Raw genomic sequence first — 14,738 nt, 5'->3', positions numbered from 1 at the left:
TCTGGTGACCAGGGCAGCAAGAGCCGTATAACGAGAGATCGTTACGTACGGTTCTGTGAGGGCCGGGGGCTGCGATGCCCCCGGCTACTCGACAGTATCTTGATGCGGTTGACATGCCCTTCCACGACGTCCGAGTTCCAGGAGAGGGTGAGACCGGCGATGACGGCATCACGGTTGCGGTAGATGCCCGCGGCGAGGGTGTGGAGGCTGTGTAACACGTCCTGCGTGACGGCATCGAGTCAGTCCGGCAGCCGCTCGCCCTGGCGCTCGGTGAGCATGATCGCGAAGGACCGAACGTTTACAGTCCCCGCCGAGCCGTTTGGCTGCCGATTGGTCGGTGAGGCCCGAAGCTATACGGCACCTTGATGCGTTTGGCCGATACGGAGAGTGACTGGCTTTGATAGAGGGAGAGGCCGCAAGAAGGGCGGCAGCGTGCCTCATGGTCGAGGTCCGACCTGTGGATGCGCACAGGCGGACTCCCGCCGCCGTCCACATGCGGGGCCCTCTGAGGGCGGGGCGGTACGTACCGCCCCGCCCCACCGCTACTAGGGATCGAGCTGGACGGAGCGGGATCCAGCAGGATGTGAATGTCCGCCTCTGTGGCGTTTCCGCAGGTGAGACGCGTCTCTCATTTAGGTTCTAGTCCCACCCGCCCCACCGAGCAACCCCAGGCAGAATCGTTCTGACCTGGGGAAACGCGTTTTCCGGGGACACTTTGCGCGCGGCGGACGCCTCACGGAGGTGTGGCGCACGTGAGTCCTCGCGCATCGAAGACGAGCCTTGAGCGGCTGTGACCTGGGCTTTTGCAGTCCCGCGTCTGTGAGGGGCGTTAAGGCGGTCCCACGGCCGCTGAGGGAGGCGGCCTACCCCACCGCATCGACATCACCCACCGGTGTGTGGCTTGTGGCCGCCCGCTCGGCGGCGGGTCGGAACCTCTCTGTCCGTGCGCGATGAACTGCCTGAAATGTTGGTGACGTATCATGCTTATGTACATCATGTATTCGTAGTGAGGGATGGCTGGCATGTCTGTTACCCAGGTCGATCTCGATGATGAGGCGCTGGCCGAGGCGATGCGGCTCATGGGCGCGTCGACGAAGAAAGAGACGGTCAACGGGGCTCTGCGGGACTACGTGGCGCGCATCAAGCGACTTGAGGCTGCCGAGAAGCTGGCCGCGCGGGGTGAGCGGGGCGAGTTCGAAACTGCGGCTGCGGCGCATGCAGCTGCCAAGCGCGCGCGGCGGGCAGCCTTCGAGTGATCACGTACCTTCTCGACACGTCCGCCCTGTGGCACCTCTTCCGTACGCCGGGGGCGTTGCGGCCCTGGGAAGGGCACATCGCCGCCGGCGTGTTCCATATCTGCGAGCCCACGAGGGCGGAATTCCTCTACTCGGCCACAAGTCCGGCCCATCGGGACGAGTTGGCCGAAGAGGTGGATGCTCTCTGCCATCTCTCGCCGGTTCCCAAGAACGCGTGGCGCTGGGTCGAAACCGCGCAGTACAAGCTCACCCAGCGAGCGCAGCACCGCGCCGCCGGAACCATCGACCTCTTGGTGTGTGCGACAGCGGTCCATCATGGTCACACGGTGCTCCACGTGGACAACGACTTCGCGACGGTGGCAGCGGTTCTCAAGGAAGTGCAGCAACGGGACGTACGCGCCTGACCGCTGTCCATCGGTGATCTTCGCCGGGAGTCCCAGCCAACGGGGTTCGCGGCTGGTGCCGGATCGAGAGAGCCAGGCCGCTGCCGTCGGCAACGAGCAGATTCTCGATCAACCGTCCTTGCATGGTCGGTTGGATTGGGCCCGGACAGTCGTCGCGCTTTCACCGGAAAGGGCGGACTCGGCTTTGTGGGCGGGCCGCCCTTCCACGTGCGTGGGGGCGTTCGGGGGTACCCGATGATGTCGGTGTAGCGATCGTCGCGGCCACCATCTCCGCGGTGCCCTTGGCCCTTGGGGATCACCGCGGAGACATTGAGCGGGAAATGAACGCGGCACCTCTGGTAGCCGGAGCCGGGCGTGGTTCTCCCGGGCCCTGCCCGGACACATTCACGACCTGACCGCCGTCCGCGTTCACGGCGTGATCGAGAACTGCCCCAAGGTCAAGAGCATGCTGCTGAAGGCGAAGGAGGTCCTGACCGCGATCGCGGTCTTCCCTGATCGACGTGGGAGGAAGATCCAGTCGACCAAACCCCTGGAGCAGATCAACCGCGAGATCAACTTCGGAACGACGCCGTGCGGATCTTCCCCGACGACGTCGCCCGCGAACGACGCACCACCGCCGTGCGCGTGGAGAGCACGACGAGTGGATCGCCTTCCCCACCGCTACCTCCCCATCGACAGCAGGGACAGGCTCTACCCCCGAGGCGAAGAATCAGATCGATCCGGCTACGGGTCAGGCCGCCCCGAGCAGGGTCGTATAAGCCCCTTCGGCAGCCCGGCCCTGCGCCGTACCGGGCGGAGTGTGGGCGAGGAACTCGCTGGTTGACCCGCTCTGCACGAGACGTCCGCCAACCAGCACGGACACGTGATCGGCCTCTTCGGCGAGGTCGGTCACGTCATGCGTGGACAGCAGGATGCTGACCTCGCCCTTGACCGCGGCAAGGAGATCACGGAAAACCCGTCGCTGACGTGGGTCCATGCCGGCCGTGGGTTCATCCAGGAGGAGCACCCGCGCATCGTGGACGAGGGCACAGGCCACACCCACACGCCTCAGCTGGCCGCCCGAGAGCTGGCTGGTGCGGGTGTCTGCGTTCTCCGACATCTCGACGCGGGACAGCGCTCGAGGAGCGTTGTCCCAGGCATCGCCCCTGCTCATTCCCTTCAGCCAGCCCACATAAGCGATGTACTCCCGTGCCGTGAGTGAGGGCAGGGGGGTGATGTTCTGCGGCATCCAGGCCACCGACCGCCGGAAGTCCTTGCTCTTCGCGTCAAGTCCATCCCACGTCACGGTTCCCCGCTGGGGCACGGTGACGGCAGCAGCCAGCTGCAGCATCGTGGACTTGCCGGCCCCGTTCGGTCCGAGAAGGATGGTCAGTCCGTCCGGAAGGCGGTAGTCGAAGTCCTTCAGCACCGCAGCCCGCCGTCGGCCGTAGGCGAAGGTGCAGGAATTGAGAACAAGCGTCATGCGGCACTCCGTGCGAAGCGGTTCGGGGAAAGGAGGTGGGTACCAACGCCAACGGTGAGCATCAAGAGGGCTCCCACGGAGGCGTACCAGGTGCCAGGCGGTTCGAGGAGTACGGTCCACGGGTAGGCGTCGCCGGCCGCCCTCATGCCGAAAAGTACGCCGATCAGCGGCCACAGTGCGGGAACGAGGACTGCGGATCTCCCGAAGAGAGCCCCGCACAACAGGGTGAGGCCGGCGAGGAAGGCTGTGTTGCGGCCCAGTGTCTCGGCCGATGCGGCCCCGGTGACCATGGCGATCACCTCGCCCACGGCAAGTGCGAGTGCCACCACGCCGAGTGTGAGCAGGACGTCGAAGAACCTGACGGGTCGGATTCCGGTGGTCTCGGCGGCGTCCAGCCGAGTGTGCAGACAGTCGAAGAGGACCGAGGTCAGCACGAGCGGAACAAGTGTGACAGCCTGCACGATCTCAGAGCCGCCGGATCAGATGGACGGCAGGAAGAGGGGGGTGTCCTGAACGATCGCCGCCAGAAGCGTGAACATCAGGAAGCCCAGGGGCAGCCGAGTGTGGGCGCGGCGGGCACGCAGCCACCACGTCACGTTGTGTTCCCGTCTTCCTCGCAGGCATCCGCCACGGTCGTCTCGTACCAGTCCATTTGTTGCGCCCCGTTCAACTGCAGAACCTCTCCTACTCGGTCTTGGATACGGCTGCGTTCCTGGGCCGTGAAATCGGGTTCGGAGCTGAGCCGTTTCAAGTAGGTGTCCGCCTGTCCGACTTTGGAGGACACCCAGTAGTACACCAGGCGAGCGGGACCGGTGGCGGGAGGAGCGCATTCGAAATGCACCGCTTCGCGGGCGATCTGGTAGCGAACGGTGCCGGTCGCCTCGCCGACAACGAGCGGGACGGTCCAGTCATCCTCCGTGGACGGTTCGGGATACCGGAGGTTGAGAGAAGTGTCTGTGATGGAGGTCGGCTCGGCAGGCAGACCGGCTCGACGCAGGTTTTCCAGCGTCGCCTTCGCTTCCTCGGTGAGAGCGGAGACGTGTTCGGCGCGCGCCTCAGGCAGACAGATGCGGGGGGACTGCCCGGCACAGGCGAGTGTGCCATGACCGGTGCTCCGTGGGCCTATGTAGCTCCAGTTGCTGACCAAGGAGAACGATCCGAACGCGCACGCGACGACGAGTGCTCCCGCGACGGCTCCTCGTAGCCAGCGGGAAACAGGTGCCCAGAGCAGTGCCATGGCACAGGCGGAGCCGACGGCGAGCAGGAGGGGAGCCGCAAGGGCGGCGGGGGTGGGCAGTTCGCCGAACATCATCTTTCCGGCGAAGAGGCCGGTGAGGTGCCGCGGCCACGGTATCGACAGTCCGGTGGACCAGCCGACGGCCAGGAAGTCGGTGACCGCGATGATGGGCACTACGGCGATGTGCCGAATGGTGGCTCCGACGGCGAATCCGACGATGCCGTGGGCGACGCAGAGCACCAGCGCGAAGGCCAGCAGCGTGAGGCCGGGCAAGTCGGGCACTACCTGCTTCTGGGCCAGGGCGCACAGCGTGGGGAGAATGAGGAGCAACCACGCCAGCGCGACAACGGGAGACAGATGCTGTGCGGCGATGGTGTAGCGGGATCGCAGCGCCCCCAGCCGCCAGATTTCGGAGACTCCCAACTTCCGCGCCTCCCAAGCGGAGAGACCCGAGGCAACCGCGAAGGCCACAGGCATCAGGTTGCGCAGCACTGCGTCGACCACAGTGGCGGAGTAGCCCAGTGGATCGGCGCGGAGGTCGTCACCGAGATCGGTGGCGTAGTAGGCGAACACGAGGAGCAGGGCGACAGGCGCGACCCGCAGCGCACTGCTGGACCTGATGAGTGTGAGGGGTTTCACTTCTGGCTTCCTGGAGCGGTCCGAACAGGGGGCGTGGTGCCTCGCCGACAGCGAGGCACCACGCTGCAGAACACTGGTCAGGAGTCGGCGAGTGTGGTGTCAACTCCCGCGTAGCTCGCCCACAGCAGGCAGCACGAGTTCCCGCCGCCGACGTTGTCGAGCTGGAAGAAGTAGTCCGACTCCTGAGGCAGACCGTTGTATTCGCCCCGGCTCGCGTAGGTCGAGCCGTTGAAGCAGTTGGTGAAGGTCTTCTCACCGTAGTAGTCGTTAGCCGACAGCGCGTCGTAGTCCCACAACTCGACACCGGTGGTCTTACTGCCGCCCTGCACGGAGCAACCCTTGAAGATGATCTCCGAGTAGCTCTCGTCCGCCCAGTAGCGGGACTGCCCGTTGGCCCCGCCGCCGTCCGTCCACGAAGCGATGGAGCCCGACCAGTTGGCAGAGGCACCGGAGGACAACGCAAAGACGAAGGCTGAGCCATGGCGACCACGGCGGATACACGCTTGGAAGATTTGCCCGACATGCGGGAACTCCGAATCTCGCACCCGATGCGGCCCCCCATGAGGGCTGTCCACATCAGGTGAGAACGGGAAGTTATCGAACAGTTGATCTTGCAGTCAACGTAAAATGATCACTCAGTGACGGGCGTGGTGAAGTTGCTGGTCGAGCGCTTGATACGCGCGGGTTGCGGCGTGCCAGGGCTGGTCGGGCGCGGATGGGGTCCGGCAAGTGCGCAGCTAGGCACAGGACTTGGCGGTCCGTCAGGATCAGCAGGCCTGCCCGGTGCGGTCGCCCGCTTCGGGTCGGTGTCTACCTGTCCCGGGGGCCGCCAGTTCCTCAGGTGGGTGAAGCCGGGCTCGGCCGATGTCCGGACGGCAGCAAGGGCCCGGTTGGGCTGATTCTGACGTGAAATCAGGGGGCGGATCCAGCGCTCTCTGCGCGAGATGCAGTCGGGCTCGGCGCGGCCATCGAAGTGGTTCGCTCCGCGCGGACGTAGAACTCTTACGCTACGCAGCGTGACAGTGCAGGTGTCCGCGGGGCCCACCGAGGCCATTAGGCCTTCCCGGTCTCCGGGTGAGAGTCAGGAACGTGGCTGGAGGTACTTTCCGTGCTCCTCGGAGTCAGCCGGTGAGTAAGTCCGTGGGAGCGGCGGCGGTGTGGCGAACACCTAACTGCTACTCGTTCGAGCGGGATCGAGCAGGATGTAGCCGGATGGGAACGGGCGTGTATGTCCGTTGTTTCGGCAACTTCGCAGGTGAGACGGGTCACTTGCATGGGTTCGAGTCCCACCCGCCCCACCACTCAGTGGTGACGCAGAAACGTTATGACCAGCGTCTTAGCTGGTCATAACGACCGCCCATTCCTGCTCGGCCGCGGCCAGTTCGGCCTGGATGCGGTCGGCCTCCTCACGCAGTTGTCGACTCGACGGCGAGCAGCGAACTCGTGCTGTTCCGGTAGTCCAACGACCGACGGCATCCGCGACCCCCCGGCAAGCGACGACATGACAGGCCACCACTCCCACGGAATCACCGACCCTATGCCTCACCAGCGAAAACGCCGTCCTAAGGCTCGTACGCCAACAGCTACTGAGGTTGTTTCCGGGGAGACGCTGATGCGAGAAACTTGCCAGAACTTGCCACGGAGCAGAGGCGGTTCACGCTGTGGCCAGTAGCTCGCACCAGACGAACTTGCCCGAATCGCCGGTGCTGCTGAGCGGATACCAGCCCCAGCCGTCCGTGCTGTTGCGGACCAGGGCGAGACCGCGCCCGCTCTCGGCTCCTGCGGATGAGTGCAGCGGTGGCGCCGGTGGGGTGGGGTCCGCGTCCCAGACGCCGATGCGCAGTACGCGGCCCGCCCAGCGCAGGCGTAACGCGGCCGGGCCCTTGGTGTGGCGTACCGCATTGCCGACCAGCTCGGTGGCGACGAGCTCGGCGGTCTCGGAGAGGGGAAGCAGTCCGTGCAGGGTGAGGATCAGGCGGAGGGTGCGACGGGAGACCGTGACCGCGCGGGGGTCGTGGGGGATGTAGAGGGTGTATTCCCAGGGGGCGTCGGTGCTCGCAGGCGAGTTCGGCATACGGGAACTCCGGTCGGTGCGTGATCGGTTGTGGAGTGCGGCGGTCTGCGGGCGGTGGCATGTCGCACCCGCCATGGCATGGCGGGGCGGTGCGCTTCCGGAGCCCCGGCGTTTCGCGGCGTGTGCGGCACATCACTGAAGGTAGGGCAAAAATTTTCGCCCGCGCAAGCCGTTGGCGTAATCTGGCACCCGAACGGGTTGCTCCAACGAAGCCCACAGGCAGTGCTGTTGGGGAGGAGTTTGTATGCCGGCGAGGACTCAGCCGACCGCACGCCAGGTGCGCCTGGGCGTGGAGTTGCGCAAGTTGCGAGATTCGGCGGGCATGACGGCTCGGGAGGTGGCAGGACTTCTCGGAACGAACTCTGCTCAGATGAGCCAGATGGAGGCTGGGAACGCCGGCGTCAGTGAAGAGCGGCTGCGAAGGCTCGCTGCCCACTGCGCCTGCTCCGACAAAGAGCTGATCGACGCGCTCGCGGCGATGGTGACCGACCGTACGCGTGGCTGGTGGGAGGAGTTCCAGGGCGTTCTCCCACCCGTGTTTCTGGATCTGTCGGAGCTGGAGCACCATGCCTCGTTCCGGCGTGATGTGGAGATCATCCACGTACCGGGGTTGCTGCAGACAGAGGACTACGCCCGCGCGGTCTTCTCGTACATGCCACCGGAGCTTCCCAAAGGTGAGCTCGAAGCCAGGGTGGCCCACAGGATGGGGCGGAGGACCATTTTCGAAAGGGCTGCCCCTGTGGAGTACGAGGCGGTGATTCATGAAGCGGCACTGCGCATCCGGGTCGGTGACCGCAGGGCCTCTCGTGCCCAGCTCGACCAGATCCTCGCCCTGTCCGACGGAGAAGGCATAACGGTAAGGGTTGTCCCCTTCGATACTGATGGCTTCGCGGGTGCCGGGAGCGCGATGGTGTACGCCGGTGGGCCGGTGCCTCGGCTGGACACGGTGGTGCGGGACGCGCCTCACGGCACCGCGTTCATTGACGCCGAGTCTCAGCTCGACCGATTTCGAGCACTCTTCCGCAAGGTGGAAGCGGTATCTCTCGATCCCCGTAAGTCGCGCGACTTCATTCACCGGATGACCAAGGAGCTGTGAGGTAGAGCATGTCCAATTCGATCGACTGGCAGAAGTCCTCGTTCTCTGGCGGCGGGGACGGGAACAGCTGCGTCGAACTGGCCGTCACCGACGGCCGGATACGGCTCCGCGAGAGCGATGACCCCGGTACGGAGCTGGCGGTCACCTCGGCCCAGCTGGACCGGCTCCTGGGCAGCGTGAAGGGCGGGCAGCTCGGCGGGGCGTGACATCCGCGGCCTCACAGCAACGCACAGCCCGCACGCCCGCCCCGCCCAGTTTCGCGGAGTCTGCAGTCCTCGACTCGGCGGAGGTCGATCCGTAGTCGACCAGCACCACCACCCGTACCGGCCTCGCCGAGGACACCATCTACGACCCGAGCGGGTCACGGGCGGGCTGATGAAGCGACGGCACGGATCTCTGACCTGCCCTCAGGGACCTCCGTACCCCCCGCAGGGATGAAAGGCCCGGAACCTACACCCACAAAGCGGTTCCGGGCCCATTCCGCGGGCGTGTCCGGCGGGAGATACAGCCGTATGGCCCTCGTGCGGGTTCGCGCTCGCGTGTCGCGGCGTTAACTGGGTTCAGCGGGACGAGGCGTGACGGGGAGCTCGCCCGTGCTGCGTTCACCCACGACCGCTGAGGAGTACCCGTGTCCGTGTCCCGCCCGTCGGCCGCCCGGCGCCCCCCGTACGCCGTCTGCGCCGGAACGTGTGCCGCCGCGATCCTGCTGCTCACCGCCTGCGGCAACACCTCCGACTCTGCCGCCGGCGCCCGCGAGGTCCGGGTGGCCGCCACGGCTTCCGCCGGTGTCGCGGGACCGCAGGCCGACGGGTTACGGGGACGGGCCGCCCCCGGTCCGTACGCTCCGCGCGTCCGCCCCCGCGAGATCCCCGCGCTGGGGCCGCGGACCAGGGCCGCGATCCCAGCGGACTCCCGGCAGGCGCTTGTCGTCACCGGTGACTCGTACAGCTCCAGCCTGTCCACCGCGGTCCTGTACACCCGCGACGACCCCGCCCAGGGCTGGCGCGCGGCCACGGAACGCTGGCCGGCCCGCAACGCCCTGAACGGCTGGACGGACGAGCACTGGGAGAACGATCTCCGCACCCCGACCGGGGTCTACGGACTGACGTCCGCGGGCGGCCTGCTCGACCCCCCGGGGACCATGCTCCCGTACAACCAGAGCCCGGCGTTCGCCTTGAGCGGCGAGGGGTTCGACGGGGAGTCCCTCGAAGGTTCCTTCGACTATGTCGTCGCCATCGACTACAACCGGATCCCCGGCGCATCCCCCCTGGACCAGGCGCGTCCGCTCGGCCAGGAGCGGGGCGGTGGCATCTGGATCCATGTGGACCACGACGGCCCGACCCAGGGCTGCATCTCGCTCCCCGAGGACCGGATGAGGGAACTGCTGCAGACCCTCGACCCGGCGAAGAAGCCGGTAGTCGTGATGGGGGACGCGGAGGGGCTGGAGCGGTGAACCGGGTACCGTCCGCGCTCTGGCCCATACGCTGGACGCAGCCCGGTTTCCTTCAGGAGGCAGCGATGATCGTGGTTGAGGAGAGTGTGCTGACCCAGGAGGTCTTCGAGGACCTCGCCCGTCACGCCATACGTGCCGAAGAAGCACTGCGTCTGGAGTTCGTGAACGGGAAACTGGGGGTCAAGGCTGCGCCGGACGGGGATCACGGGCGGATCATCGCCTGGCTGACGCAGATCTGCATGCAGTCGGGCCAGGGTAATTGGCTCTTCGCCGAACAGGGACTGCGCCTCGAGACGTACCGCAAGGGCAACGCGCGTCCGGATGGTGCACTCGCCCCGCTCGAAAACTTTGTCGGCCAGGGCGAGTGGGCCAGCCCCGACGGCGTCCTGATGGTCGTCGAGGTCACCTCGTACGACGAGGACACCGACCGCCGGGACCGCGTCGAGAAGCCGCGTGCGTACGCCGAGACCAGCATTCCCGTCTACCTGCTGATCGACCGTGACACCTGCGAGGTCAAGGTGCACTCGCAGCCCGACGGTGTGCGGTATGAGCAGGTGGCGACGGTGCCGTACGGGAAGACCGTCGAACTGCCCGACCCGGTGGGCATCGAACTCGACACCGAGCCCCTGAAGAACTGGGTCCGCTGACCCCGAGGCGGCGGAGTACGGCGAAGGGCCGGGACCCATCGTGCGGTCCCGGCCCTTCGCCGTGCGTATGTGCGTGAGCCCGTCGCTTACGCCGGCTTCTCCTCCAGGCGGGGGAACAGCACCGCGCCCTTCGTCACCGTCGCGCCCACCGGGAGCCGGCCCCAGGTGCCCGCGTCCTGTACGCGCTGGTCGGACAGCGCGCCCAGGGACGCCTCGGCGCCGAGGGAGTCCCACAGCTTCTGCGAGGTCTCCGGCATCACGGCGTTCAGCAGGACCGCGACACCGCGCAGCGACTCGGCAGCCGTGTAGAGGATCGTCGCGAGGCGGGCCTGACCCTCGGGGGAGGTGTCCTTGGCGACCTTCCAGGGCTCCTGCTCCGTGATGTAGCCGTTGACCTGCTTCACGAACTCGAAGATCGCCAGGATGCCGGCCTGGAAGTCCAGCTCCTCGCCGATCTTCCGGTCGGCCGTGGCGACGGCCTTCGCCAGCCCCTCCTGGACCGCCTTCTCGGCGTCACCCGCGGCCGTGGCCTCCGGGAGCGCCCCGCCGAAGTACTTGCCGACCATGGCGGCGACGCGCGAGGCGAGGTTGCCGTAGTCGTTGGCGAGTTCGGAGGTGTAGCGGGCGGTGAAGTCCTCCCAGGAGAACGAGCCGTCGCTGCCGTACGCGATGGCGCGCAGGAAGTACCAGCGGTACGCGTCCACGCCGAAGTGCGAGGTCAGGTCCTGCGGCTTGATGCCGGTCAGGTTCGACTTCGACATCTTCTCGCCGCCGACCATCAGCCAGCCGTTGGCGACGACCTTGCCGGGCAGCGGCAGGCCCTGGGCCATCAGCATCGCCGGCCAGATGACCGAGTGGAATCGCAGGATGTCCTTGCCGATCAGGTGCACATCGGCCGGGAACGTCCCGTTGAACTTCTCCTGGTTGGCGCCGTAACCGACCGCCGTCGCGTAGTTGAGCAACGCGTCGACCCACACGTAGATGACGTGCTTCTCGTCCCACGGCACCGGGATGCCCCAGTCGAACGTCGAGCGCGAGATCGACAGGTCCTGCAGGCCCTGCCTGACGAAGTTGACGACCTCGTTGCGGGCCGACTCGGGCTGGATGAAGCCGGGGTTGTTCGCGTAGAACTCCAGCAGCTTCGGACCGTACTCGCTCAGCTTGAAGAAGTAGTTCTCCTCCTTGAGGATCTCCACCGGCTTCTTGTGGACCGGGCACAGCTTCGTGCCGTCCTCCGCCTCGATGAGGTCGCCGGGGAGCTTGTACTCCTCGCAGCCCACGCAGTACGGGCCTTCGTACCCGCCCTTGTAGATCTCGTCCTTGTCGTACAGGTCCTGCACGAACTCCTGCACCCGGTCGGTGTGCCGCTTCTCCGTCGTACGGATGAAGTCGTCGTTCGCGATGTTCAGGTGCTCCCAGAGGGGCTTCCAGGCCTCCTCCACGAGCTTGTCGCACCACTCCTGGGGCGTGACGTTGTTCGCCTCGGCAGTGCGCATGATCTTCTGACCGTGCTCGTCCGTGCCGGTGAGGTACCACACCTTCTCGCCACGCTGGCGGTGCCAGCGGGAGAGCACGTCGCCTGCGACGGTCGTGTAGGCGTGGCCCAGGTGAGGAGCGTCGTTGACGTAGTAAATGGGGGTCGAGACGTAGTACGCCGTCGCCCCCTGCTTCTCGGATCCAGTGGCCGCCATGGTCGAAATCCTAACGGCCTGCGGGAGATCGACTCACACCGATAAACCGGGCACCGGGGACGGAGACCTTTGCGAAACATCCCTTCCCGTAGCAAAGACGCATCCTTGGAGGGAATGGACACGCGTGCACGAGGCAGGGGACATCACGATGCGGGTACTGGTCGCCGAGGACGAGGAGATCCTGGCGGAGCTGGTCGCTACCGGGCTGCGGCGGGCGGGGTTCGCCGTCGACACGGTGTACAGCGGCGATGCCGCCCTCGCCTACCTGGGGCTGCACGACTACGACGTCGTCGTCCTCGACCGCGACATGCCACGCGTGCACGGCGACGACGTGGCGCGGCGGCTGGTCGCCTCCGGCTCCCGGACCAGGATTCTGATGCTCACCGCCGCCGGCTCCATGGAGGACCGGGTCGCCGGGCTCGATCTCGGCGCCGACGACTATCTGGGCAAACCGTTCGAGTTCCCCGAGCTGGTGTCGCGGGTACGGGCGCTGCGGCGGCGCAGCGCCCGCCCCGTACCGCCACAGCTGGAGCGGCACGGCATACGGCTCGACACCGTACGGCGCACCGCGTACCGGGACGGGCGGGAGCTGGACCTCTCACCGAAGGAGTTCTCGGTGCTGCAACTGCTGCTGGAGGCCGACGGCGGGACCGTCAGCGCGGAGGAGCTGCTGGAGCGGGCCTGGGACGCCAACGCCGATCCGTTCACCGGAGCGGTCCGCGTCTGCATGAGCAAGCTGCGGGGGAAGCTCGGGGAGCCGGCCCTGATCCGTACGGTGCAGGGCGTGGGGTACGCCCTGTGAGGCGCCCGTCGCGTGTTCCGCGTGTTCCGCGCGCCCGGCACTTCACGATCCGGACGCGGATCGCGCTCGTGTACGGCGGAGTGTTCCTGGTCCTCGGGATGGCGCTGCTCGTCACCGTCAACCTGGCCTCCCGCGCGGGCACGGAGTCCCAGGCGCGCGCCATCGCCCGCTCGGCCGCGGTCGGCCAGCCCGGATACGTGGTGAACGGTCCCCTCGTCACCCGGCGCAGACTCGGGCCGCTCACCGTCTACGACCTCACCGACCAAGTCAGCGACACGGCCAGTCAGCAGCTGCTCGTGTGGTCCGCGGCCTCGCTGCTCGTCATGACGGCCTGCGCGGTCGGCGTGGGGTGGTGGGCCGCGGGGCGGGTCCTGCGGCCCGTCCACGCCATGACCGCGAAGGCGCGCAGGCTCTCGGAGCACACCCTGCACGAACGGATCGCGTCCAGCGGCCCCGACGACGAACTGAAGGAACTCGGCGACACGCTCGACGCGCTGCTGGCCCGGCTGGAGAAGGCGTTCGACAGCCAGCGCAGGTTCATCGCCAACGCCTCGCACGAATTGCGGACCCCGCTGGCCACCCAGCGGGCCGCGATCCAGATCGGTCTGGAAGACCCGTCCCAGGAGGATCTCGTACGGACCCGGCAGACGCTTCTGGACAACAACCGGCGCAGCGAGCGGCTCATCGAGGGGCTGCTGGTCCTGGCGCGCAGCGAGCGCGAACTCGCGGCGGGCGAGCGGGAAGCGTTGGACCTTGCGCAGGTGGTGGCGGAGGAGGCGGCCAAGCACCCGGGCGTGAAGATCGACGCCGAGTCCTGTGCGGTACGGGGAAACCGGCTGCTGCTCGCCCAGCTGGTGGCGAATCTGCTGGACAACGCCGTCACGTACAACGTGCCCGACGGGGCGGTGGACGTGTCCCTGGTGACGGCCGGCGACGGGGTGCTGCTGGAGGTGCGCAACACCGGGCCCGTGGTGGACGCGACGGACGTCCCCGGGCTGTTCGAGCCGTTCCGGCGGGGTGAGGGCAGGGACCGGATGGGGCGTGGATCGGGGCTCGGTCTCTCGATCGTACGTTCTATAGCTGTGGCACACGACGGTACGGTCACGGCGGTGCCGGGCCCCGGGGGCGGGCTCGCCGTGACCGTACGCCTGCCGGTGGATCAGCCCTCGGCCGCCGCCGCTTCGCGGGCGGCGATCCAGGCGGGGAGGGCGGCGAGGACCTCGCGGTAGAACGTGGTGTCCGCGACCTCGCGGGGGGCGGGGCCCGCGTGGAAGAAACCGGTGTTCGGGGCATTCAGCTTCCGCAGGAAGTCGAAGCCCTTCGCGTCCTCGTCGCCGAATGCGACGAACTGGAAGAACAGCGGCAGCCGTGCCGCCTCGGCCAGTGCCTGCTTGGCGGCCTGCTTGACGTCCGGCGGGCCGTCCGTCTGGAAGATCACCAGGGCCGGGCCGGTCGCCTCCGACTTCTCGTAGTGCGCGACGACCTCTTCGACGGCGCGGTGGTAGTTCGTACGGCCGAGGCGGCCCAGGCCTGCGTTCAGTTCGTCGATCCGGCCCTCGTGGGCGGTGAGGTCGACCGTGCCGGTGCCGTCGATGTCGGTCGAGAAGAAGACGACGGGGACGGTGGCGCTCTCGTCCAGGTGCGCGGCAAGGGCCACGGTGCGGTCGCCCAGGTGTTGGGCGCTGCCGTCCTTGTAGAACGGCCGCATGGAGCCGGAGCGGTCGAGGACCAGGTAGACGGTGGCGCGCAGCCCGGTCAGCCCGTGCGCCTTCAGCCCGGCCTGGGCGGCCTTGTACGAGTCGACGAGCCCAGGCGCATGGGACTTGACCCGGGCGAGGGGGAGGGCGGGCTTGGGGGTGGTGTCGGTGTCGAGGGTCGGGGCTGCTTCGGGGGTGACTTCGGGTGTGGGTGTGGGTGCGGGTGTGGCCTCGGGCGCGGGAAGCGTGTCGGCTGCGGGCTCGGGCTCGGTGGGGGCCT

At 67.3% G+C, this 14,738-nt stretch carries 15 protein-coding genes; 8 read left to right on the top strand and 7 right to left on the bottom strand.

Annotation, left to right across the window (positions count from 1 at the left end; all coding sequences use genetic code 11):
* Positions 1–1,022: 1,022 nt before the first annotated feature.
* Positions 1,023–1,256, top strand: coding sequence for a type II toxin-antitoxin system VapB family antitoxin (locus ACZ3IC_RS16320; protein WP_467416692.1), 234 nt, complete (start codon positions 1,023–1,025; stop codon positions 1,254–1,256).
* Entirely contained in the window at positions 1,253–1,660 is a 408-nt protein-coding gene (locus ACZ3IC_RS16315; protein ID WP_467416691.1) for a PIN domain-containing protein, read from the top strand. Before ACZ3IC_RS16320 ends, ACZ3IC_RS16315 begins: the two co-directional genes overlap by 4 nt.
* Before the next feature lie 730 nt (positions 1,661–2,390).
* Here ACZ3IC_RS16315 and ACZ3IC_RS16310 read toward each other — a convergent pair.
* The 5 genes from ACZ3IC_RS16310 to ACZ3IC_RS16290 form a co-directional block, all read right to left on the bottom strand.
* Entirely contained in the window at positions 2,391–3,122 is a 732-nt protein-coding gene (locus tag ACZ3IC_RS16310) for an ATP-binding cassette domain-containing protein (protein WP_467416689.1), read from the bottom strand.
* Positions 3,119–3,556, bottom strand: coding sequence for a hypothetical protein (locus tag ACZ3IC_RS16305; RefSeq protein ID WP_467416686.1), 438 nt, complete (start codon positions 3,554–3,556; stop codon positions 3,119–3,121). The genes ACZ3IC_RS16310 and ACZ3IC_RS16305 overlap by 4 nt, the downstream gene beginning before the upstream one ends.
* A 158-nt stretch (positions 3,557–3,714) precedes the next feature.
* Complete coding sequence (locus ACZ3IC_RS16300; RefSeq protein ID WP_467416684.1) at positions 3,715–4,998, bottom strand: hypothetical protein; 1,284 nt, start codon at positions 4,996–4,998, stop codon at positions 3,715–3,717.
* A gap of 77 nt (positions 4,999–5,075) precedes the next feature.
* A complete protein-coding gene (locus tag ACZ3IC_RS16295) occupies positions 5,076–5,456 on the bottom strand; it encodes a hypothetical protein (protein ID WP_467416683.1) in 381 nt (126 codons plus the stop codon).
* 1,196 nt (positions 5,457–6,652) lie between these two features.
* Positions 6,653–7,072: an ATP-binding protein gene (locus ACZ3IC_RS16290; protein ID WP_467416681.1), complete on the bottom strand. Its 420-nt coding sequence runs from the start codon at positions 7,070–7,072 to the stop codon at positions 6,653–6,655.
* Positions 7,073–7,316: 244 nt separating this feature from the next.
* Between ACZ3IC_RS16290 and ACZ3IC_RS16285 the strand changes: the two genes are divergently transcribed.
* The 4 genes from ACZ3IC_RS16285 (at position 7,317) to ACZ3IC_RS16270 (ending at position 10,268) form a co-directional block, all read left to right on the top strand.
* Positions 7,317–8,168 carry a helix-turn-helix domain-containing protein gene (locus ACZ3IC_RS16285; protein ID WP_467416679.1) on the top strand — a complete coding sequence of 284 codons (852 nt, stop codon included), beginning with the start codon at positions 7,317–7,319 and terminating at the stop codon, positions 8,166–8,168.
* An 8-nt stretch (positions 8,169–8,176) separates the two neighbouring features.
* A complete protein-coding gene (locus tag ACZ3IC_RS16280) occupies positions 8,177–8,374 on the top strand; it encodes a DUF397 domain-containing protein (RefSeq protein ID WP_405686397.1) in 198 nt (65 codons plus the stop codon).
* Positions 8,375–8,796: 422 nt separating this feature from the next.
* Positions 8,797–9,621 (top strand): L,D-transpeptidase family protein, encoded by an 825-nt coding sequence (locus ACZ3IC_RS16275; protein WP_467416676.1) that lies wholly within the window; start codon positions 8,797–8,799, stop codon positions 9,619–9,621.
* Positions 9,622–9,686: 65 nt separating this feature from the next.
* The gene (locus ACZ3IC_RS16270; RefSeq protein ID WP_467416673.1) at positions 9,687–10,268 is read left to right on the top strand and encodes a Uma2 family endonuclease; all 582 of its coding nucleotides are present in this window, start codon (positions 9,687–9,689) and stop codon (positions 10,266–10,268) included.
* Positions 10,269–10,354: 86 nt separating this feature from the next.
* Here ACZ3IC_RS16270 and metG read toward each other — a convergent pair whose 3' ends face one another.
* Positions 10,355–11,959, bottom strand: a complete 1,605-nt coding sequence (metG, locus tag ACZ3IC_RS16265; protein ID WP_467416672.1) for a methionine--tRNA ligase — start codon at positions 11,957–11,959, stop codon at positions 10,355–10,357.
* Between the two features lie 148 nt (positions 11,960–12,107).
* On the opposite strand from metG, the gene ACZ3IC_RS16260 reads away from it, so the two are divergent.
* Positions 12,108–12,761, top strand: coding sequence for a response regulator transcription factor (locus tag ACZ3IC_RS16260; RefSeq protein WP_467416728.1), 654 nt, complete (start codon positions 12,108–12,110; stop codon positions 12,759–12,761).
* Positions 12,758–13,990: a sensor histidine kinase gene (locus ACZ3IC_RS16255; protein ID WP_467416671.1), complete on the top strand. Its 1,233-nt coding sequence runs from the start codon at positions 12,758–12,760 to the stop codon at positions 13,988–13,990. Before ACZ3IC_RS16260 ends, ACZ3IC_RS16255 begins: the two co-directional genes overlap by 4 nt.
* On the opposite strand, the gene ACZ3IC_RS16250 is transcribed toward ACZ3IC_RS16255, so the two are convergent.
* On the bottom strand, positions 13,921–14,738 hold an 818-nt coding region (locus ACZ3IC_RS16250), incomplete at its 5' end, for a VWA domain-containing protein (protein ID WP_467416669.1). The two genes, ACZ3IC_RS16255 and ACZ3IC_RS16250, sit on opposite strands and share 70 nt — an antisense overlap.

It is taken from the genome of Streptomyces sp. NPDC002958, assembly GCF_055563255.1.
The sequence above is the reverse complement of the archived record's forward strand: the minus strand, read 5'-3'. Positions and strand labels throughout refer to the sequence as shown.

What these genes read in the sequence shown, in the direction of transcription:
- ACZ3IC_RS16270 (WP_467416673.1), top strand. Translation starts at nt 9,687, where the DNA reads ATGATCGTGGTTGAGGAGAGTGTGCTGACCCAGGAGGTCTTCGAGGAC.
- ACZ3IC_RS16285 (WP_467416679.1), top strand. Translation starts at nt 7,317, where the DNA reads ATGCCGGCGAGGACTCAGCCGACCGCACGCCAGGTGCGCCTGGGCGTG.
- metG (WP_467416672.1), bottom strand. Translation starts at nt 11,959, where the DNA reads ATGGCGGCCACTGGATCCGAGAAGCAGGGGGCGACGGCGTACTACGTC.
- ACZ3IC_RS16260 (WP_467416728.1), top strand. Translation starts at nt 12,108, where the DNA reads ATGCGGGTACTGGTCGCCGAGGACGAGGAGATCCTGGCGGAGCTGGTC.
- ACZ3IC_RS16320 (WP_467416692.1), top strand. Translation starts at nt 1,023, where the DNA reads ATGTCTGTTACCCAGGTCGATCTCGATGATGAGGCGCTGGCCGAGGCG.
- ACZ3IC_RS16280 (WP_405686397.1), top strand. Translation starts at nt 8,177, where the DNA reads ATGTCCAATTCGATCGACTGGCAGAAGTCCTCGTTCTCTGGCGGCGGG.
- ACZ3IC_RS16310 (WP_467416689.1), bottom strand. Translation starts at nt 3,122, where the DNA reads ATGACGCTTGTTCTCAATTCCTGCACCTTCGCCTACGGCCGACGGCGG.
- ACZ3IC_RS16290 (WP_467416681.1), bottom strand. Translation starts at nt 7,072, where the DNA reads ATGCCGAACTCGCCTGCGAGCACCGACGCCCCCTGGGAATACACCCTC.